This window comes from Desulfosarcina variabilis str. Montpellier, assembly GCF_048565275.1.
GTDB lineage: Bacteria > Desulfobacterota > Desulfobacteria > Desulfobacterales > Desulfosarcinaceae > Desulfosarcina > Desulfosarcina variabilis.
Genome location: NZ_CP159846.1, coordinates 5721263 through 5743836 on the forward strand (window position 1 = coordinate 5721263; position 22574 = coordinate 5743836).

9 protein-coding genes are annotated in these 22574 nt (G+C 48.2%); all 9 read right to left on the minus strand.

The window, feature by feature from the left end:
- From Dvar_RS25765 to Dvar_RS25805, 9 genes are read right to left on the minus strand one after another with little or no spacing between them, the layout of a single operon-like run.
- Positions 1-7629 carry a sacsin N-terminal ATP-binding-like domain-containing protein gene (locus tag Dvar_RS25765; RefSeq protein WP_419655991.1) on the minus strand — a complete coding sequence of 2543 codons (7629 nt, stop codon included), beginning with the start codon at positions 7627-7629 and terminating at the stop codon, positions 1-3.
- Between the two features lie 27 nt (positions 7630-7656).
- Complete coding sequence (gene mcrC, locus Dvar_RS25770; RefSeq protein ID WP_419655992.1) at positions 7657-8715, minus strand: 5-methylcytosine-specific restriction endonuclease system specificity protein McrC; 1059 nt, start codon at positions 8713-8715, stop codon at positions 7657-7659.
- Positions 8712-11279, minus strand: coding sequence for an AAA family ATPase (locus Dvar_RS25775; protein WP_419655993.1), 2568 nt, complete (start codon positions 11277-11279; stop codon positions 8712-8714). The genes mcrC and Dvar_RS25775 overlap by 4 nt, the downstream gene beginning before the upstream one ends.
- Before the next feature lie 16 nt (positions 11280-11295).
- Positions 11296-12300: a DUF932 domain-containing protein gene (locus Dvar_RS25780; RefSeq protein WP_419655994.1), complete on the minus strand. Its 1005-nt coding sequence runs from the start codon at positions 12298-12300 to the stop codon at positions 11296-11298.
- A 51-nt stretch (positions 12301-12351) separates the two neighbouring features.
- Entirely contained in the window at positions 12352-14328 is a 1977-nt protein-coding gene (gene brxL, locus Dvar_RS25785) for a BREX system Lon protease-like protein BrxL (RefSeq protein ID WP_419655995.1), read from the minus strand.
- 17 nt (positions 14329-14345) lie between these two features.
- Complete coding sequence (locus tag Dvar_RS25790; protein ID WP_419655996.1) at positions 14346-16757, minus strand: hypothetical protein; 2412 nt, start codon at positions 16755-16757, stop codon at positions 14346-14348.
- Between the two features lie 10 nt (positions 16758-16767).
- Positions 16768-20811, minus strand: a complete 4044-nt coding sequence (locus Dvar_RS25795; RefSeq protein ID WP_419655997.1) for a hypothetical protein — start codon at positions 20809-20811, stop codon at positions 16768-16770.
- Entirely contained in the window at positions 20804-21547 is a 744-nt protein-coding gene (locus Dvar_RS25800; protein WP_419655998.1) for an endonuclease III domain-containing protein, read from the minus strand. Before Dvar_RS25800 ends, Dvar_RS25795 begins: the two co-directional genes overlap by 8 nt.
- On the minus strand, positions 21538-22572 hold the full coding sequence (locus Dvar_RS25805) for a hypothetical protein (protein WP_419655999.1): 1035 nt from the start codon (positions 22570-22572) through the stop codon (positions 21538-21540). Before Dvar_RS25805 ends, Dvar_RS25800 begins: the two co-directional genes overlap by 10 nt.
- Positions 22573-22574 lie beyond the last annotated feature (2 nt).

Genomic DNA, 22574 nt, shown 5'->3' on the forward strand with positions numbered 1-22574 from the left:
CTAATTTAAAATCATCCTGAGGACCTCTTCCTTTTCAGCCACCACCTGAAAAGGAATATCATAGCAGTTGGCGAAATCGGCATGAGTTTCGCCCAAGTTGTGACAGAGAAAACGGTGGATGATCTTTGAGTTTCCAATGCCCTCGCTCTCCGATATTTCCACGCATCCAATCTTTCCAATAAACTCACGGGTTCTTTTTGTTGGGAGGTAACAGTAAGGAACCGCCTGGCTCCCATTAATTATACCTTTGCGTTTCAGTTCCCTGAGGGCAAAGCAGGCCCCGATTCCAAGGCTTTTCTCGATGGGAGGTGCGCTGATGCCGCCTCCCTGGAAGGAGGCATTCACCCTGGTTTTCAATATCCCTGATATTCCAGAAATGCTCTTTTCTCTCTCAATACTAAAAAATGCCTCCTTATAATCCTCAAGCCACCTGGAAAATTTATAGATTGCAGGGAAGCGATTCATCCAGATTTCATATTCACTGCTATCCACCTGCTCACCGATATACTCTTCAAGCACCCTCATCCAGTCGTCGGATCTCTCTTCCGGTTTTTCTGCGGAAAAAACATCCCACCAACCCTTTAGAATGCATTTTTCGATAAATCCTTTGTGTTGCAGATCTCGCTGCCGGCCGATAGTGTGGAAATGCGCGAGGCAGAATAAAATAAGCCAGGATTGTCGGTCGATCCGCCCGAGATCATCTTCACCCAGGTCGAGGCGAACATTTCCAGGATAGGTTCGCCGTTCGTACTCTGCCAGGTGTTCATGCTTCGTGTTCATCCACCACGAATGGATTTTCTGCAATATTTCCTTTGGGTTTATTCCCCGCAGCTCTTCTTCGGGCAGATCATACGGAGTTTCTTCGGCTTCGGTATGGAGGCGGTGCAACTCTTCGATAGAAGGGAGCTTTCGGAACAATATTTCAAGCTTGTCATCTTTACTCCAACCACTGAAGCATGGCGAATCCGGCTCAAGTTCGGCAAGCCATGTCCCACCCAAACCCCTTGCCCTCAAGAGTGAGGCAACCCTTTCCCCGTGCTCACCGTCTAGCAGGTAGCGCAACCCATGTCCTCTCTGTTCATCTGTGGAGGCATCGAGTAGCCATTGGACCATTTTTTCAACTGGGATGGATATTTTCTCCCGGCAGGAAAAAAAGAAATCAAGCCCGCTTCCGAGATAATCCTTGGAAAGGATATTTTTATTTTGAGCAAAGGACGCCCGTTTAGCTTCGTCCGGATTTGCATTGGCGTGCTTTGACGCGACAATAATTTCATCGGCAGCACGAAAGGTTTCATCGCGGGTTTTAAACCAAAAGGAGTGCAGAGCCTTTTCAATCAGCTCTTTCTCCTTGGCAAACTCTGCCACATTCAATGCACTGCGATTGATTATTTTTCCAAGTGCTGCGGCTGTCTCTGGCGTAATTTTCCTTACATCATCGGAGTGTTGTCGAAGCACGTCCGCCAGACGCAGCGAACGCCATTGGTCTTTGGATTGACCAATGGCAGGGGACACCTTGTGCGCAAATGAATAAACAGCCTCCGATACCGTTTCCTCCGGATCGCCAAGAAAGTCGCGGAAATAGTCCCATTCGGCAAGTTCTCTGAAGATTGCTTCGTCGCTCAAGCAGCCTTTAAGCACAAACCGGATCTTTTCCGGTCGCGTTAAAGATTGATAGGAGCCCCACAAGCCATTGGGCATTGCGTCTTCATGTGCGACCAGGTACCCTATCCCACCGCCTCCGCAAATCAGTTCCGAGAAAATGGAGCTGACCTCACTGCTTTTCCTAGTCTGCAGACCTTCCGCAATTACCTTCCAGAGTGTCTCCCAAAAATCATATACCGAAAGGTCCCGCTCAAAACGAAGATCAGCTTTCAATCTATCCCATCTCTCTCGGACCAGCCCAGAGAGCTGCCGCAAGGCCTGACCGAACTCCCTGCCAAGTGCTTGAGCTTTTTTCTTGTTGACGCTGCTGTTTCCTGCGAGCCGGGCACGGCCGGCATCGACATCGAACATGCAATTGACTGCAAAACCGCTCCCTTCGCTTTCCCTGGTTGGCGTTACAACCCAGATGTCCGGCAGTTCGGCCGGAAGGCTACGAAACCCCACCGGGCCGAGAGAAAATATAACCCCTCCGCTAAGGAGCCTGAAGTAGACCGACAGCCCACCGATATTTTGGCCTACAGGCAGCGGCAATTCTCCGAATTCAATGCAGGCATCAGCAGACAAGGCAATCTGCTCCGGCTTCCATTCAAATGCCTGATCGGTATCACCGCGAATTTCGATGCGCCTGATCTTTCTCGAAAAAATCGTCATGATTCCGGCCAGCTGGGAAAATGGTTCCATAATTTTCGTTGGCGTTATATCCGTCAATGGCAGTTCCAACAGAGTGCCCTGCCACCGCCTGTCCGCCGACAACTCATTCAGCTGCCGTCGCAGCCTGGCGGAGTCTTCGAGTTGGGTTGGGCAAAGCCCTGCAATGATTTCTGTTGCCAGGCGACCGCTCATCAAGCGGGGCCTGTCACAGGCCAGTAACACGCTTTTAAATCCCAAGCCGAATTTCCCCGTAACCCTGCCGTCTTCCGACTTGTCGGAGGAGGATAGCACCAGCATCTTTTCAAGATCTTGATGAAACCCTTTTTTGTGCCCCGGGAAGCCCGCGCTTCCCACGGCGTTAACCGGCCTGCCCCAATGGGCAAATGTCACGGAATCATTGCACTCGATAACGAGAAAGCGCCTCACATGCTCGGGAAGCATACTATCTTCCACTTCCTCCGGCGGATTGGGGTACGATCGCATCATGGCAAGCTCGACCACAGCGTCGTCGGCATTTTGAAAAAGCTCAAAGGGGATGCTGGAAGTTGAATACTGAAAATCTTTCATCTTAGCCCGGACGGCATCCAGAACAACATGTTGAACATGATCGTCTGTTTTCAATAATCGCTGCACTTGGCCAAGAAGTGCCCGTTCGTCCTTCTCAAATGCCTCTCGCTTCTCTTTGGATTCGTAATACTCCTCACGCTTGTAGCGCGCTTCACTCCACTGCCCCAACAACTCCTTCAGGTGTGGATGCTGTTGAACACCAAGCTGACGCAAATAGAAAGGGATGTGGTTCAAAACAAGCTGTTGTGCGATACGAATATCCAGCTGTTCGGACCGGTCAAGCTCCTCCCAAAGGCTACCAAGATCACAATCTTTCTGATTATATGCTTTATTGAGAAGGTATTCAGCGGCAGACCGTAGCAACCCAGACAATTCCGAAGGGGAAACGTCTTTGTCAATCGGGTTACGAAGTGTAATACGTACGATATTTATTCCCTTGTCAGGGTACTCGTAGAAAAGCCCTCCCGTGATCAGGGAGGTAAAACGGCTTTTCAATGGGACATCTATTTCATAACCCAGAATGGAAACAGTCTTTACCATGTCACCGTCGGTAAACCTCACAATGAACCGGTGTTGGGCCAAGGCCTGGTGCTGATCGAGCCCATACATCCACTCCTGACGATGAAGCTCGTCTCTGCGATGATGAACTTGCCAGGGAATGCTGTCCCGCACCCATTCCACGGAGTGCCTACCTCTGTAGCGCCCTGCCAACGCTAACATTTTCGGGTCGTCACCTAAGAGAGATAAAAAGGCGCAGATGATCTCTGGGGCGACCAAGCCTTCCCACTCAGCAAAAAATGCCTCCAGTTGGTCGGCCGCTGCACTTATTTCAGGCTCCAGGTTCCTTCTTTTTGGAAGTCTGTCATCCTCTATCGCCTGCTGTCGATCTGCATGAAAAATAACATTTTGCAAAATCCTTGTCTGCTCAAAGTCCAGTAGATGGCTATCCGCCACCCCCTCGGCCTCAGAGCAAAGCTCTTTAGCCGGTTTCCAATCGCCGTCGCAGTTCAACATGAGCAGTCGGGAGATATAGCCGATTCCTGGCTTTTCATTGACAAGGCCTGACAGATAAGCGTTAAAGGCGGCAAGGATATCCTTCATTGCCGCTTTCCCCACCTTGACATGCTCTTCTTGCAACCAATTGAGCACGGCAACTATCCGCTCAGCCGAAATTGGCTTAACCGTCTCCGGTAGTAAGAGGTCTCTCACCATATCAGCCGGATAGGCGCTTATGGCTCTGGCGAGCAGTATCCAGCCAGGCAGGCGCAGATGAAAAGGCAGTCGGGCACATGTCTGAACTAGCCGTTCAAAACCGTCCACGGGGCAGACGACTCGCCCCACATGGTATTCATTGGTCTCTCCCAGAAGGAGCGCCAGATTTTCAAAACCTGTCCTATCAGTGGCAAAGCAATTTTTTTGGAGGAACTCAAAAGAAGGATGGGTCCTCAGATCAGCATGCATCTTTCCCGGGGACCAGAAGGCACCTCGGGCAACCGCCAGCAGCCGGTCGACTTCGTCCTGTATTTTTTCCAGATACAGAACATCCGTAGGTTTAACAGGGGTTAGGCTGACATCGGGCAGCCAGGAGGTTTCACGGATCAAAGGATCTTTGATAAAATCGCTTGCGGATTCGAGGTTGTCCATCAACAGGCGCCAGAAGTTCATCGGCTCGTCATGCCGTAAAGCAATCCTGATGACCCCTTCTTTAGAAAGCGGTATAATCCATTCCCTCTGCTGCCTTTTTATCACGGGATCTTTCGAGCGCTTGATGATGTCTGCGCTGCGGTACAATTCATCGGGGAGAGCAATCCCGGTTTCAAGGTATGATTTTCCAGTTGTTATGGGGACTAGCTCGCCTTTCACCGTCTCGTGGAATGGCAGCTCCCTCCAAAGCTTTTCATCACTGGAGAGTTCCTTCAAAACGGCGTTGCGCTCGTCCACGCTGAATTGATCTCCGGTTATTTTCTCGATGCCATTGTCACGTAGTTCAGCCAGAATACCGCTCGATTTGATCTCCCGGATCGAAAGCTTAGGCCACTTGTTTGCCGGGATCTCCTCAACCAGTTCCCTGTCCAGAATATTCCAGCCGTCTTCATGATGGTTCTCAAGCTGTCGCCAAATTTTACCCCAGACTGGACTCTGGTCGTAACCAGAAACCCAGAGGGTTCTCTCATCACCAAAGTAATCTTCAAGCCCATGCAGGAGATATCTCAGCCCCCTGACCTTTTGTTGCGATTCAAGGTTGGCTCCGGCTACATCCTGAAGCAGCTGTCGCCTGCTGCCAACTGTCTGCAATGAAATGATTTTTGTCCCCAGGGAATCGAGTGCGTTATCCGCATTACAGGGGGCCAGATCGTTAGTCGTACCGAACACAAGCTTAGCTGTGTCACTGGCGATCAGAAAGACTGTTTCATTTATTGCCCTCTGTAATTTCGAGGCCAGTCCTCGGCGCTGCAGATCATTGACACCTTGCGAATAGAGATATAACAGCCGCGACTCGCGGCAGCCTCTCAGGTCCGCCGGGGACAGGGCAACCAGTTTTTCCTGCACGCAGTCATACCCCTCAAGTATTTTGAGTCTTTCGGCCCGGATTAGAAGTTCCCTGCGATGTTCTTCGTTCTGCCCCTGGAGGATACCCTTAGCAAGGGCCCTGCAATGCTTGACGGATTCCTGTTCGTCGCCATGCTCGTAAAGGGTGACCAAATCATGAAGTTTTTGTAAAAGGGAATAGGCGTCTTCAAGAAAAAGATTGGCTGTCCCGGGAGAATCGGTCGAATCAAATTCGTTTGCCAGAATCAGTACACCTGTCGTGCATTGCTGCAGCTCCCGAATAACCTGCGGTGCATCAGGCTTCAAGGGATAGCGCCTTTTCGGTTGAATGAAAGAGACAAACTCCTGCACCTTCTTTCTGTACTGGCGCATCCCGGTTCCGATGACGATAAAGGCCCTGTTGGCAACCTGACTCAGTCTCTCCTGCAGGCTGCCCGCGTTCAGCATTGGCCTGACGGCAGAGTCCGCCATGAACTGGAGCAGATAGTCTATGCATCCTTGATCTGCGAAAAGCTCGTTCTCCTTAATGTGTAGAACCTCTAAAAGATCGGCTTCTTTCCATTGCGGTAAAGGGTGTGCGAGGAGGTGCGGGGCATCTTTTAGGAGCAGCTCTGTTCCTCGATCCTGAAATGATTTCAACCCGGGAAACGTTTCCCATGGCCTCTCTGGAGCAGACAATGGCGGGGCAGGCAATGGAAGGGTACTGGCGTCCCTGGGTAGGAGTCGCCATTGCCTGCCGTTTAGGGTCAAGCAGCAAGCCCATAAGGACTCAACACAAATGCTTTGACGGTGACGATGAAATAGTTTTGAGCCCAGGATCCCATTGCTGAGATGCCAGGTGTCATCGGCGGACAGTCTTGCCTTTACAACAAACGCTTCAAGGGATGGAAGGACAAGCGGCAGTGTGCCCCTCCTGGCAAGCCGGATATTCCACAGCCGCCGTAACTCGACCTCGTTCTGAGGTTGGGCGGAATCTTCAAAGAACTCGCTGCCTTCCTGCAGCCCGTCTATGTCCACCCGTCCAGCGTCTATAAAAAAGTAGCCGTGCAGTGTGATCCGGAAGCAGCTTTCCCCACCACAAGTAACCTCTTCCCTGGCAGCATCCACTGGAAGAAAAACCGCCCAGCGGATCTTCAATCGGCCTTGTCCTTTTTCATTAGAACGGGAAAAGACAACCGCGCCATGCCCTCGCGCCTTGTCCGGGGCCTCTCGAGTCCTGCCCAGATCGTCCCTGACATAGCTTTTGGGCCAGAGGGGAGATTGCCGGAGAGATATCAATCCCGGAATCCCAATAATTTTTTCACGCCCTGAATAAGTCAGTGAATACGATGCATCTTCATTTCCTTTATGGTGGTATGTAACCGTCCCTGCGATGGCTTTTGAGCGATACTGGCCGTCTGCAAGGCCAATACGGACAGCCCCTTTCAATGAGACTTGAAATTGAGGTGCAGCCACCATGCCGGAATCATTGAAATGCCAGAAACGTATGCTTGTTATCCTGTGTAAAAGCGGCAGCAGGGAGGCGATCCGTTGGGCAAGGGAAGGATGAGAAAGAAAAGAGAGGAGGCCCAGGTTATCACCAGGAAACTCGGAGATGATGCTGCCAGCCTCCTTGCCGTTAACCAAAAGATGCTTTTTTTTTCGCAATGGCAGCCAAAGCAGAAAAATGGTGCCGCGCGAAAGATCCATTTGACCCACGACAGGTCGAACATGTTTAAAAATCAGATTGGCATCAGATACGGAAAAATTGTTCCAGTCGTCATGAACGGAGGGAAAGTCATCCCCACCTGACCAGGGGTTTAGAATTTCTTTGTATGGTTTTTCATTACATTTTGCCAGAAAGAAAAAGGCCTCGCAGAAGTGAAAAACACTCTTCATACCAAGGCCGAACTTACCTATTGAAAACTCCTCGATGGCCTTACGGTTCAGGCCGAAGGAGCGGATGGCCTTGTGATCCGCTTGGGTAAATGCGCCGTTATTGAGAAAATAAAGCGCCGCCCCTTTCAGGAGGGGGTGCTCGGCTTTGGGAATGCCATGCGAAAGGCCAAATTCGAGTTGAATTTCCTCATCACCAGAGCCGGCGTCATCGGCGTTTTGAATGATTTCTTTAAGGACCGGAAATCCACTCTTGTATCGGTCACGCAGGTTGTCCGCAATAAGGTTGATGATCTGCAGAGGATCATGGATATAACCGCTCATTCCTCAAACCTCATTCACGATGTCAAATCAAGCTGCTTTCGCGACGGTTAATAGCTCGATCAAATCATTTTGAATTAATTGCCAATCCTGATTTAGGTTTATTGTTTGCACCATAACCTTGTGGCCATTGAGTATCATACCCTCAGATATCTTTTCGCTGTACGCAGTAGGGTACAACAATATGCCACTGGCATTTGTATTTAAACCACCTTTTGCTTCAAGGTTCTTTAAATAGCTAAAAAGTTGATAAAAATGAACGCTGTGGTACTTTTCTTTTCCGTAGTGTTCCAAAAGAGCCTTCTTGTAATATTTTGCTTCAATGACCACCTTAAAATCCTCAAACTCGATGGAGACGTCAGTTATCATCTTTGGCAAATATGAATTAGAGGATTCATCGAGGAGGATTGCATCCCATGAAATGACCTCACTTTTGACCTTGCAACCTGGGACTTCTATTTTGTAGAAATTGCGTACAAAGTTTTCAAAAACAGAAGCCATTCTGTGTTCATCTCTGAAAAAATCCCTGAACTTGCTCTTCCCAGGGTCTTCCGATATGAGGAGGTTTTCATGTATTATTTCACAAATTTTTAATAAAAAATCGTAAAACGCGTTGTTCCTGTGTAACTGAACCCTTGAAAAAAGCGAGTTTCTAAGTTCGATATCATCGATCTGTTGCATTTTTCGAAACAAGCCCAGAAGCTCATTTTGCAGGTCCCTGTTCAGACCTTTGTAGTCAATCAACAACCCAATCGTAGATTTGAGTATCTGATTGTGCAGGACATTGTGGCTAAATTCATCGAATTCACAGTGGATCTGTGCTTTGGCAAGTAAGTTTTTTTTGTACGTTGGGCCGAAACATATTTTACCTCTTAAACACTTTGTCTGATCTTCATTTGCTATGTAACCCCGGTCCAAACCCCTCTTGAATAAATGCTTTACACCTTGTATCAACACTTTAGCGAACAGGTCTAATATGTTAGTGCTGTCTATATCAGAAACTTGGACAATATCTTTTTCCTCAAGCTTATTCCAGGAATAGCAGAGCAAATAATATATGTTTTGTATGGGTATTTTGGATATAATCATGCCAGAAGATATTTGATGTATTCATCGACACGTTCAGGGTTGTCAAACCAAAATTCTTGTAGAAGTGGCTCAATTTCCGATTTTATTATTGTCCGGTACCAGCTTTCATCATATGTTTGTTCAGAATCTGATGGGCAAAAGTAACTGTGCCCTATCTTGTAACCTTTTCCTAAATTTTTCGTGTCACTAGAAATTTTTTCGTTAAGGTCTGATATTTTCTTAATTATTTTCTCTATAGTGCTTTCTTGAACTTGATTGTTTTTAAGGTGAGTAAAAAACTTAGGGCTTTGAAACATGGGCTCTAGTTCTATAAAACTAAAGCGCCTACGCAATGCGTAGTCAACCATTGCAAGGGAACGATCCGCAGTGTTCATTGTACCGATGATGTGCAAATTGGCAGGTATGAAGAATGTGTCATCGATTGTGGATGAATATGTTAAAGGTATGGCAAATTCGGGGCCTCGCTTGTCGTTTTCGATGAGCATCAACACTTCGCCAAATATTTTACTGAGATTTCCTCTATTTATTTCATCTATGATGAGAAAATGCTCTGAATCTAATTTCCTTTGAGCTTTTCGGCAAAATTCGTAAAACAAACCATTTTTTAGATCGAATCGACCTTGTTCATTTGGCCGGTAACCTTGTATAAAATCTTCATACGAAAAGGATTGATGGAATTGGATCATTGCCACTCGCCGGTTGTCCACTTCCTTCATAATGCTGTAAGCTAAATGTTTTGCTAAAAATGTTTTCCCGACGCCGGGGGGGCCTTGAAGTATTATATTTTTCTTGTGTTTTAGAATTTCTATGGTTTCATTGAACTTAATTTCGTCAATAAAAAGTGTTTTTAGGGCATCACTTACCGAATAGGGTTTAATTTCGGCTTTTTTAGAGACCGTCACTTTTTCATCAATCAAAGCCCTAAGCGTTTCATACTCTTCACCGCTGAGTATGAACAAACTTCCCTGATTGTTGTTTTTGATCGGTTCGCTTTCTTTTAGAACTGGAACTGACATTATTTGTTCGAGAGTCAAAGTTTCGTCGAAATCTTCGACTTTTTCAAATTCAAATCCCTCACCCTCCACAGTCTCATTTAGCTCTGAAGTTACACGACAAAGACCCACTACCTCCCTTATAGGCGACGCGACATAGCCAACAATGAGATCGCCTGGTTTTACTTTTGTAAAATTTTTATATATCCGTCTTTTATTTCCCTTTTTATTGATCGATGTGTATATTTGCTTGTCGTTTACAGGTAATTTGTCGAAACTCCAGATCTTTGGGTTGGCCGTCAGCCACCAATAGTTCGTAACCTTGTCATCTGGTGTTGGGATAGTGCCACCTTCAGATATGCTGAAAAGATTTTCAATTTCACTAAATATTTTCTCGTCCAAAGGTACAATGGTTTTCCCGAATTTTCCTTTAATAGCATCAGGTATCTTGATGCCTTCCTTGCTGACCATGTCATATTTTACATCGACCGTGTGCTTGTATTCAGAACGTTCAGGTCTGTATTTATAGGCTCCAGTGACAGTTCCAATTCCCAAAAGAGACTGTTTGCCTTTGTTGGACACAAACCGGTCACCTGGTTTGAGAGAAACAAAATTCCAGAGCATCCTGAAATTAATTTTTATGGACATTTCAGTTTCATTTTTGAAATGCTGTCGATAAAGCTTTAAAAGTTCGTCCTCAGATTGGCCGGACAAATCGAAATCCAATTTTGAATAACCAACGGCAGCGATAGAGTTTTTTCTGAGATCATCCCACAATCGCGCTTGATCTCCAGGGGCGATCTGCCAACAACTTTTTCCGTTCTTAGAATTTTTAGAGCCCGGTTTTGATTTTCCTTTTTTGCTTATTTTAAACCAGTGGCTAAATGCATCGAAAAGTACCGTTGGGTGCAAACCGGTGGTATCAGCTTCTAAAATTGTGTCTTTAAGATCATCAATTATCCTTAATCCAACTTCATTTATTTCGGGATAATCTTCAAGCTTGGCTGTGAAATCCTTATCTGCGAGGTAGTTGATTAATTCTTTCGGCTTTTTATTGATAACAATAAAGTGATCGGGATCGAGTGCATTGAGAACAGGTGATAAAAACCCTGATTGCATACCCTTAGTCTTAGGATTTTCGATGAACGCTTTGCATTCCAATTCCAAGCTTTTTGGGTCGTCTACACAGTGAGACACAAATCTGAATATAGCATTTGCTATTTCAGGCCAGTCTTTTTTATCGACCCATCCAATATTCTCAAACCATTGATGAATGTCCCTGCGAATGGCCGGTGCGACATGTATCCATACACCTTTACTCCGGTTGTATGGTGTATTTTGGTGAGGCAGGAGACCGGTGATCACCAAATCGGTGATGTCTTTACCGTTTTGGTGCAGTTCTTTAATTTTTTTATAATTTTCAGTGGCCTCTTGCCTTGATTTGACGGGCAATGTTCTGTGGGGCTCTCCCTTAGGGCTTAAAAGGTATGAGCTAACAAATTCTCCGTAAAGATCTTTAAACTCCTCCTTTGTTTCTTGGCTTAGATTTACACTTTTTTTTTGAGGCGCCATACATCCCCCTATGTATTCAATTAGAATCTCTCCTAATAGCTGCTTTGCTTGACACCTTGTTCCCATTACCGTTATTTGTGATCAGGTTTTCCAGATAGATAGACAGCTTAAAATCGGGTTTACGGCACTCTTGACTGAACTTGCTAAGCCAGTTACCGGCCAGTCGTTGAAAACTGTGCCGCTCTCGATGCACACATCGATTCTGCGGAGGATGGGAAGCAAACTCAGTAATTGCATTAAATACAGCGTAAGCATTCTCACCAAGCTCTTCTGAATAGCGACTGCAGAGAACACCAATTCCTTTGGAAAGGGCTTCCCAATCATTTGCAATTGGGCTCTGCGGCTTCATTTTTTTGGGTTCTCGAATTTTGAGAACCCCGTAAAACAGTGGGTCGAACTCCTGGCGGTTGATTTTACAATCTCGCAGCGCATTAAAATAATCGTTGAAACTGGTTTTGATTTTTGAGAGCCGTTCTTGGGAGACTTCAAAACTGATTGTTTTACCGATGTCTTTTTGGGAGTGTGTAAATTTGAAACGGATAATCGACTCAGGAAGAATCATCCCGTTTTTACACACTTTCCTGAAAAATCCGATGTCAAAGGCGAGCGCACGCAGACCGTTATAGCTGTTTGTGACCCTAATGAACGGGCCAAATGCATCCGGACGGTTTTCAGCTGCGACAAATTCAAAATCCAGCGCAGTTGAATTGTGCACGATATCGATGAAGCAATGACCACCAGTCCCAGGTGCATCGCTTGATTTCACTTCCCACTCACCCGGTTTGGTTTCTGGGAAGACCGTTTGACAACATTGATATGCCCAGTCCAAGGCTTGATGGTTTGTTACCAGCCGGTAACCCCGACTCACGATTCCCAGCACCCGGTTAGTTTTTGTATTTACAATTGCTTTTTTGTCAGGCACTGACAGACGACGCTCTACCGATTCTTTGCGGACACTCACGAAAACAGGGTGTTCTTCAACTGGGAACAAAACTTCCTCGATATTTGTTAATCGTGGCATGGCATCACTTCTCCCCCTTATCAATCCAGCCCTTGATATAAAGTGGATTCCTCATTTTGCCCGTGTGTATGTAATCGTCGTTGCCTTGCACTTTCGTTTAGTTTGATCCAAGAAACCCAGGGTGAACTTGTCATCGGGCTTTTGAAAAATATCCAGACCGCGACCCAGGATTATTCTCCAGCCGGTGTCTGCTTCTATCCAACGGTCGTGTATGCTGCTGTCCAATATGTAATCAAAGTCGATTTGATCCTTACTCAGTCCGATTTTCAGTTCACTAAGCTTGGTCTTCAACTCGGTTTCCAAATAAGAGTCGCACGCTGTAACAAGGTCGAGTTTCAGTGGCCCATCTAAGGGGTCAAGTATTTCGCAAAAAGACATGAGGTTGTATATTTGGTACTGTAGCCGAATGTACGGATCGCAAATTTTTATTAGTTTTGCGCCCTTGAGGTAGGGCAGAAACAGCTTCTCATAAGAGATCCCTCTCTGGCCTTCAGCGATATCCAGCGTCTTCTCCTCAGGGTTTCGGTCTGGTGACAACGGATCGACTTTCTGCGCTTCTTGTTCAGGGTCTGGTTTTTCATCGGGGTGAGACAGCTGAAATTCGTCAGGGCTTTCGCTTTTAATGGTCACCCATTTGTATTCCTGGTCGATCTTCGACAACTCATCTCGAATTTGTTGCCGCATGCGCACCGCTGGATTTACGCAGTAGGTAATGAACTCTTCCTCGCTCAGGATGAGATCTGGAAACAGCAGCTTTAAAAATCCCTCGGCCAGCCGTGCAATAGCTTTGTTATCGCGCATATCCTCACACTGAGGGAGGTGCAAACTCTGTGAGACATAGTCGGCATACCTCAGATCAACACGCAGCTCATGTAACACCTCGCTGAAAAAATCGCCCTTGAATCCAAGTGTCCTTGATGGCGTGTTTCTGGAAACGCGTGGCATGAACCAGCCCTCGATCAAACCGTGAATACGGTCAATAAAAGCCGATTCCTGAAGAGCACTCGGTAGCTCCTTAAATATCCCGTCGCTCTCGTAAAGCGGTAGCCTGTTGCTTCCCAGGGTGATATTACCGAGCATCACAAACCCGGACTCAGACGTTCCTAAACTCCCCGTTGCTCTGCGATACCTTCCGCTTTCAAGGTACATCTTTAGGGCCGCCATTGCCTCGCCGGATGCATCGGTGTGAATTTTCTGAATTTCGTCGACCACAACTACGTCATAGCGCGGTATTAGGCCAATCTGCTTCGTGTTGCTGTTGAAAAACAGGGCTGGAGCGGAAAGCTTGCCGCCGGGAATGACGGCCGCATATCGACTGATGTTGTCAAACACAAATGATTTTCCGGTTCCTTTCGGAGCCAGCTCTGTGATGTTGACCCTGGGTTCGACCAAGGGAATTATTCGGCTGAGAAGCAGGAGTTTCTGAGACAGCCGATGAACGTCGGGATTAAATTGACAACTCGACACCAGGAGGTCTATCCACTCGTCTATGTCGAAGTGCTTGCGTGAATCCCGAAAGTAGTCCAGATCAACCCCAGGCGTCTGAAATGCCTTGAATTCGACCATCCATATCTGCCCCTTTTTGACGTCTTCACCGTCAGGCGGAACATATCTCAGCGTGCCTAGACCCCACATACCCGTCTTCAAGAGCATGGGGTTGTTGTCAATAATGTCCTTTTGAACCATTCCGTTGCTGACATCCAGAAGGGGGATGCTCAGATCGTGCGTGTTGCGCTCTAAATTGACGTTGACCCTGAAATCATCCAATATGCGAACCTCTTCCTGCTCCATGAGGCGATTCAGGATCATGTTTTTGTCCGCTTTTTGCGGCAAGTATTTCGAAATCGTGTTGACTATTTCTGTTCGACCGTCTTCAGTGAGTTCATCTCCGTCCATGAACTGGCTGATGATCCACTCACCGACATAAACGGGAATCGCGCGAGCGCCGAAACCAGCCTTTCCCATGAGACCTTTGTTGATAACGACCTCTCCGTAATAGTCCTTTGCGTTGCTTTCAAATGACTTCATCGTTTTTATTGCCTCCATCAAAGGTCTCGCAAACTAAATCCGCCGGCCATGGCTGATTTGAATTCACATTCAAGAGTCAGGGTAAGGGTGTGTTGTTCGCCCGAAATTTCATATGCGATCTCGATTTCAAGGTTCTTTTCCCCCAAAGCCGCTTTTTTGAAATAACAGTTCATCTTGATCGTATTCACGCTTCCTGCCGGTATGATTCCGACGTCGCAGCTTTTGAGATCGGTTTCCGGGGATGCCACACTGGCCCGGAGGACGCGGATGTCCACGGGGTTCGGATTCTGTATTTCAATTCCTACTGTCACGACACGCTGGATGTAGAACTTGGCCCTGCCTGTTTCTCGTATCAGATCCAAGGCCATGAAGCGCGCAGCGGGAGCTTTCCAGGCAGCTTTTACCAATTTGTACAAAGCGGTGGGAACGACAACTTCTTCCGGCGTCACTCCACCGTGCAAAAAGCCCTTTGCTTTGCTGGACTGCCTCACGGTGTTATGTCCCCTGGGCAAGAAAAAAACGTTGTTGTCCGGTGCATAGGGTTGTTTGAATTGATACCCCAACTCCCAGAGGTTGTCGGGAATGTCACCCACCTGTTTTTCGTCCAGCATCGCGAAACGATGTTTTTCTTCGGGAAACAGCTTGCTGACGACCGAGGAATCGAAAGATTGCTTTTCTTCCTCCAATATTCGGCAGGCACCGTGATCCGTCACCACGTAGACGCTGACATGCTCCCTTGCCCCAGCCCACTCCTTTGAGATTCGGTCCACAGACGCTGCCATGCGCGCAAACAAACGATGCAGCTCTTCATCGTAAGATGTGCTTTTTGATTCCACGTCTGAGTGGAGCAACTCGTCCCCATCCAAGAAATTCAAAAGGACAACGGTAGACTCACGTGGTGCCGGCAGTTCGGACAACGCCTTCAAATTGTTAAGATAAACGACCTTTGTGTTGTTCCAGTCGGCTTGGGCGCGCGCCTTGAGAATGGCATCATAGTTTCCTGGGCCATGTTGCCACTGTCCACTAACCAAAACTGGCTTGTTGTACTCCGTAGTGGTCGGCAACGCTGCGAAACGATACCTTAAGTCATGGCGGCTGTAGCCGACGTTACGGAGCGCACTGTCCAGGAGGTCCGCAAATTGCAGCGGCAGGCAGTCAACAAGAAGGATAATCGACAACTGTTTTTCCGGTTCGCTTGAAATTACATCCGTCATACAGTGAGCCAGGCTGAGATTCGGATCTTTGTGGATGGCGGTGTATTCCTCGACAAACCAGTCCGAAAAGCGAGCAACGGCGTTTTCCAATTCCTCATCATATTGGTTGTTGTAAATTTGCCAGGTGCGATACGGCGTGTATTCCTCTGTGGTCCATCTTATCCACTCCGCGCTATCCCATTTTTCATCTTGGCCGATTAGCCTTGGTCGGGAAGGTGCAATGTAGTGTCGGAGTGAGTTCAGGCTGCTTTCACTCACACCTGGGCAATGCCTAAACTTGGCCTGTACCAGTTGAACATCCTCTGTGGTGGGAGAAAATTGACGGCTCCCAAGCATCTTAGAAATAAAGTGATACTCCTGAAAGAGCCGACCGGAGGTCCATCCCAATACCTTCCGGAACTCCTCGTCAGAGGTGACTTGGTTCTGGATTTCTTCAAACAACAGCTCAATTTGTGTCAGTATCTGTTCCCTGGCCGTAGGCTCCAGAGGTAAATCGTAAACCGCCTCAACAGGGATGTTCCGAACGAACAGAACCTGCTCAGGAGCCAACACATATTCCAACAGCTTTTCCGGGTAGCTGTACAAACAGGCCCACAAACTTAACCACTGCCACAAGTCGCCGGTGTTTTCAAAAATGCGGGAACACAGATTCTTCACCCATGCTTCCTTACTGCGCTGCGCCCATGTTTCGCATTTTGATTCCAGGGAGCGATACAGTATGGGATATTGTTTGAAGGCTGCCTTAGCCTCAGCGCTGACAAGCGCTTTGATCACATCCACGAGGTCATTCGCGTTGAAAGCATCCTCTCCGAGGGATGAGCCCAGGAAGTGTGTTAGCAGTCGATTGCTGAAGCTCGTCTGTCCTGCCTGGAGCTTTACATCTATATTCAACAGTCCCTGGTCAAGTACCTCCGCATCCGTCAACCAGTCAGGTAGAACGACATTCCACTTTTCCGCAAGTACCAGGCGAGGCGTTTTTTCACTGAAAAAGGCTGGACAACCAATCTGTTCAGTAAAATCTCTCAGCCAGGCAAAGTAATTCTTAGAACGCACCCACACTTTCAATCCCGATGTAGACGCATCTGTGGCGGACAGTTCCCGGCAGGCGCGCACATAGTCCTCATCACGCTCCACCAAAAGAACATCTTCGGGTGGAGTGTGAGCCAAATCCCCAATATAACTGACTGATATTTTCTTCGCGTCATCCACCGTCACACTCCAGATCCTAATTGGCCTTGTTCAATTCACCCAAAAGCACCTCTATTTCCTGGGCCTTGTCCTTGTTCAGCAGTTTTCGCTTCACCCCATAGTTGAGAACAGATCGTAGGACAGACACCAATCCTTCCGTGTCGTTGGGACACTTAAACGTCGCTTCTTTTTCACCGAACAGGTCCGACTCCACCTGTATGTCGAATTTGCGTTCCTTGCTCACCAACTCAACGCTGACCACGTCGCTGGCATTACCGTCTTTATCCACGGCCCGCATTTTGATTTTCACATTGGGCCGGTCCTTTAGAAGGCTGACAAGATCGAATTTGCTGTCGGCTTTCTGAGCCTTGTCCGAGTGACGGGGGTCTCTTCCATCCATGGAGTAGATCAATTGGGCAGCGCCTTTGGGGATTTCGACATACATCTGTTGGGATTCGCGAACTTCATGCACACCCTCATCAACTGCAGGCTTGTAAACAACCGGCTTGGCCTTGTCGATCTCGGCTTTAGCCTGTTTAAGTTTGGCCGCGTAGTCCTTGATGTGCAGTGACGTCCACTCCGCTACGGCACCGAATCCATAATCCTTAGGCAGAAGCTTGACAATTTTCGTGCTGAAGGTGGCAGACTGATCGGCCAGTCGCACGAGGAATTGTTTCGCGTCTTCGTGATCGCACTTGTGTGGATCGCGTTGGCTTGGATTCAATCCTGCGTACCACTTGCTGACCACATTTTCGCACTCGATCATGTCCCCCTTGGCACCGTAAATCTCACAAACGGCCTGCGCCGCAAGCCCCTGAGCGATCTGTTCACCCGAGTTCAAAAGCTTCACATCTTCGGCAAAGGCCTCACAGATGCTCTTGGCATCCTTTTCCGTCAGAGTGTCACCCACGGGACCGCCACTGTAAACGGCTGGCAATTGTTCGAGCATGAAATCAAATCGGTCGACACTGCCGGTCAACCCATCCATCAGGCCTTTGAGGCTGTTCAAGCGCGTCTTTTGACTTTCCTCATACAGGCCAATCACTTTGGCAACGCTCGGCAACCCGTTCCACCACTGTTTGAGTGATTCAAAAGCGGAGTTGAGAGACCGGGTCTCACCGTGTTTTAAGGGTGGCGCGTCAACGGCTTTAGCACCCAGATCCACAAGCGTTATTTGGGCCTGTGAAATGTCACGGACAACAAACACCGTCTTGGCTGCGGCATCCGATACAATATTGACCAGGTCGTCATAGCTCCTGAGCGGCTGCTCCACCATCTGCGTGGAGTCTTTGTACACTATCAATCGCTCGCCATAGGCCCGAATGACATGTGCCAGGGAAAGGATCAGGGGCGTGCAGCCAACGCCGTAGGGTGCATCTTTGGCCTCATCAAGGAACGCGCCCACTGAAAAAGCTTCCCCTGGATTGAGATTGGCCAGGCGATTACACAATTCCTTGAAAACCGGAAAATCATCGTGGAGTTTGGCGGGATCAGTCACGCAAGTAAAATAGGACACAACACCTTCTGATCCGGCCTTCTTTAGAGCTCCCGCACCCTTGAGCAGGACTTTTTCCAGATACCGCTTCTCGCCGTGATTGTCAGGGTTGCCGTTGTCAATGAGAACTTTTTCCGCCCCCAGCAGAACACCTACAGCCTGCTTCAAAGCGGTGTTTTTACCCGTGCGCCACTTTTGGTCATGGCAGAAATTCAGATCCGGGTGTTTGATCCGGCAACGTTTCTTAAACAGCTCCTCGCACAACATGTCTGCGGGTTTGTGGGACTGTTTGGGCTTGTCCACCAGGACTTTACCGCCTTGCCAGTACCAACAGGCCCCACTGCCCTCCGTGATGTCACGGAAAATGCGTTGTAGTGTTGGCAGATATCCATCTTCGGGATTTTCAAAAATGTCCCGCAGCCGTGACTCGGTCTGGGCACTGATCTTTTCCGCCTCGTTGGGCGGCAGATAGTGACGGCATGCTTTCACTCTGAGCAGGGTCTCTGTAAAGGGTTGCGACACATGGGGAATAGCCAGGGCCACATTGTCAGCAGCAACGTCCTTGGCTGCCTCCCGAGCCACATTGATCTCGCTGTCGTCCTCGCAAAGCACATAGACAAGGGTGCCTTCAAAGCTTTTGCCTGGCTTGTTGCGACTTTCGGTGTAGTCGGTTCGGATTTCATCCCAAAGCGCGTCCCCGAGGTCCTTGGCGCGGACAAAGCGGGTGCGAAAGCGCTTGTCCTCGCCAAAAGGCAGGTTGTAGCCCTTGGCCTCGGCGTATTCAGGGATGTGCTTTCCAGCAGCCTCTTCGAGAAAAGCCGTCACCATGTTCGATGGATGCAATTTGGGGTCCGCGACGTAACGCTCAATCAGATCATAGGGGTCCTCGCCGGTACTTGCTGCCAGTTCGTAGGTTTTTGACTGTTGCCGGAAAAAGATCGCACCGTTCTTGACCAAGTCTTTCAGGAATCCTATGACCTGATTCTTTTCAGAGTTGCTCAAACAATAGAGCCCGAACTGGATATTTTCGAGATTGGCCGGGATCTGACACAGCTGATAAATCAGGATGGTTCTGAGAACCTGAATGCGCTCGTCCTCCTGAAAACCGAACAAATCGCCTTCTGCAGCCTTGCGCAGTGCGTCCATGCTCGCATAATAGCCATTGACAAACTGCCGCTGCCGGTCCCGGAGCTCCGGATTTTTTTGTGACAGCTCCTTGCGGAAGAACGTGAACAGTTGGTCCACCGTGTACAGGTTCAGTTTTCCGCCGGAAACCGTCATGTCGGCATTTTCGATAAAGTCTGCATAGGACCCTTTTTCACCGCCCACGTCGCCTGAAAAAAAGGTAAAGGTGCTGCGCGCATCCGAACCGATTTCAGAGGAAAGGTTCAACAGACAGGACAGGGCCATGGGATGCACGCCGTAGATGTCTTCCAGCACACGTTCACGAATGCGGTTCACATCGTCAATCCACGGGAACAGATCGAGGGACTTGCAAGGTGGCACCAGTTGATCGAAGATGCCGGTTTTCGGGGCAATCTCTTTTTTCCAGGCTTCGTTGTCCTTTTCGGTTTCTACAATGGCCCCGATGATCTCCTCGATGCCTTCGTTGAGCAGGTCTACCTGGGTGATACGGGCGCTCATGACAGCCGCATCGTCTTTGCTGAACCGGTCGGCGTAGGACTTGAAATCTTTGTGAATACATCCGACGAACAGAACGTTCGGCTCATTTTTGCAGATGGTCTCCATGAAGCCCTGTAGGATGTCCTTTGAATAGCCTGCTTTTTCCAGGGTAAAACCAAACTCGTCAAAGAATATGGCCAGCCCCTTGAACCGCTCTTTGAAGGCCGAACTCTTCACCAGTTTTCGGAGTATGGGAATCAGATTGCCGGACCGGGCCTGAAACTCAACGCCGCCCATCATTTCCCTAAACGCGGTGCGGAACTTGTCCAGCATGTCCGAATCGTAGTTTTTGAGCCCGGCGCGAAGTTGATCAACGGTGAGTCCGGGAACCACCGCTTCGAGCGCCTTGCCGAAGTCCAGGTAGAAATTCCGTATGCCGCCTTTGTCTCCCTTCTTTTCCCACTCGGCCAGCTGACGCTCCGCCTCGTCGAACTCTGTTTCCACGCCGGCATCCAGCCCCTTGGCCTTGCAGGCGTCGAACACAGCCTTCATGACCACATCCTCGAAGTGACGCCCCGAGTGGTAGTCGCAGATCGCCACCAGGTACTGACCGTCCTTGCGGATGTTTTTCAGCAGCTTGGCCTTTTCCGGATCAAGCTTGGCGTAGTTCTCGTGAAACCCGGCAATCTCAGGGTCACCGCTGGACCGGCTCAGCACATTGGCCGTCATCAGGCACAGGTGCGACTTACCTGTCCCATAGGAGCCGCTGAGCAAATAGAATTTTTTGTCGTTGGGCTGATAGAGACCCCGGCAAATGCGCTCAAAAGCAACGCGGTGGGCCTTGGTCGGGCGGTACATGGCCATACGGTCGGCGTTTTCTTGGGCAGCTTCAAAGGCGCTTTTTAGCTCAACGAAATTTGCGTAGCCGGATTTTAGTTTGACTACGTCAGCAATTTTATTCATCAAAAGTTCCTCCTAAAACAATACTTTTCGCCGTGTAGCACTTAGCTTTAATGACACACGCTGGACAATTTGCTTTCTTGCCGGTACAAGTTTTCCTTCCATGAGCGACTAAGTTAACGTGTAACTGCTTTGCCATCCCTCCAGGCAAAAGCATGTCAACGATTTTGTGTGCCTGATCGCTTGACGCTGATTCTGGTAAAAGCCCAAACCGCCTCAAGACTCTTGTTGCATGTGTGTCCATGGGAGAAATGTCAATTCCAAGTGAGTACATCATCACGCATCTCGCTGATTTTTCACCAACTCCAGGCAAACTTTTGAGGTAACGTTTGGCTTCCGCTGCTTCAAAAGTCTTCAGTGGATTCAAGGAGACTTTGCCAAAGTCAAGGTGCAATCTCTGAGCGATTTTTTTTATTTGATTAGCCCTCAAACGTGAAATACCTAAAGGCTGGAGAATTTGCTCAATCCTTTCTTGCGGCATTCTAATTAAACTGTTCCACGATCCGCACTCCCGTCTCAATCTCTTGAAAACTGGTATATAGCGGTCAGGAGGAGTCTTCTTAGACAATATGATATAGAACACTTCGTTGGTGGGGTTTTTGTAGTTTCCATGAAGCGGAGAGGAATAAGTCGCTTCCAGATGTTGATCGACCCAACGTATGTAACGTCGCCACAATTGTTTGTTTTTAACAACGGCGTCCCACGAACAAGAACCATTACTGCGATTGATCAGTTGCATTGGTTCTCTCCGTGCGGTTTGTTAGGATGGGTGAAACAGAGATTACACTCACAGGCATCGCATGTTCGGATTTTCGTGTCAGGGTGTGTCGCAGGACAGATCACGCCTTTACCAATTGGGTTAGTGTGCACCCATCGGTGGTGTTCCAAAAAATTGATCTCAACATCATCAGCCAAGATTCCGCCAAAAGCGGAGTATGTTTTGCGAGCTTTTTCTGGAACCCAAGCTTTTCTGTCATCGCTACTAGCGTCGAGTGTGAAATTAATGACAAAAAGTTCAGGATCTATCTCGGATGCTTTGCGATGCCGTGTGTACACCACGCAGTCAACACTTCCAGATGACACTGAGCGTATTTGTTGGGCCAAAGCATTTGCAAATTCTGGGAAAGGTGCCATTTCTCCTACGTGGGCAAAACGGATACTTGGTCGGCGTTTGAAACCGGCCGGCAGGAAAGCTAGTTCATTATTTGAAGCTCGAACAGCTCTTTGCGTGTGTTTCATCATCTGTCCCATGATTACGGAACGATCTTTACTGGAACCTTTTTCGTAAAACGCTGCAATTAGTCCATTTACAACGCCTCTGATCAATGACAATGGTGCAGCATCCAGAACATCGTGAGCGTAGCAAGCAGAAGCACAGAGTTTAGTAGGCTGGCAAGTAGTCAGGGGCATTCTAACACTAGTCCCTTGTTTCTTGCTTTTGCCAAAAAAATTGCCATTGAACAGCTCTGAAGGAATGGAACCATTCTGCTTTTTATTCCACTCTAAAATTGAATGTTCGATTGTACTTTCAACTAGTGTACGCACTCGAAAGACATGCTGATTAGCGGCTACAACCAAATCAGCCGATTCATTCTTATTTCTTGATAGACAAGAAAGAGCGAAATAACTATTTAGGACATCGTAGAATCTATTTTTTATATTAGTGAAAGAAAAAGACTCTAATTCTTTTGGAGCAACGGCCTTAAGTTCTATTGCCCATTGAAGCGTCTTTTCACGTTCATCTTTAGTGTTTAATCGACCCATTA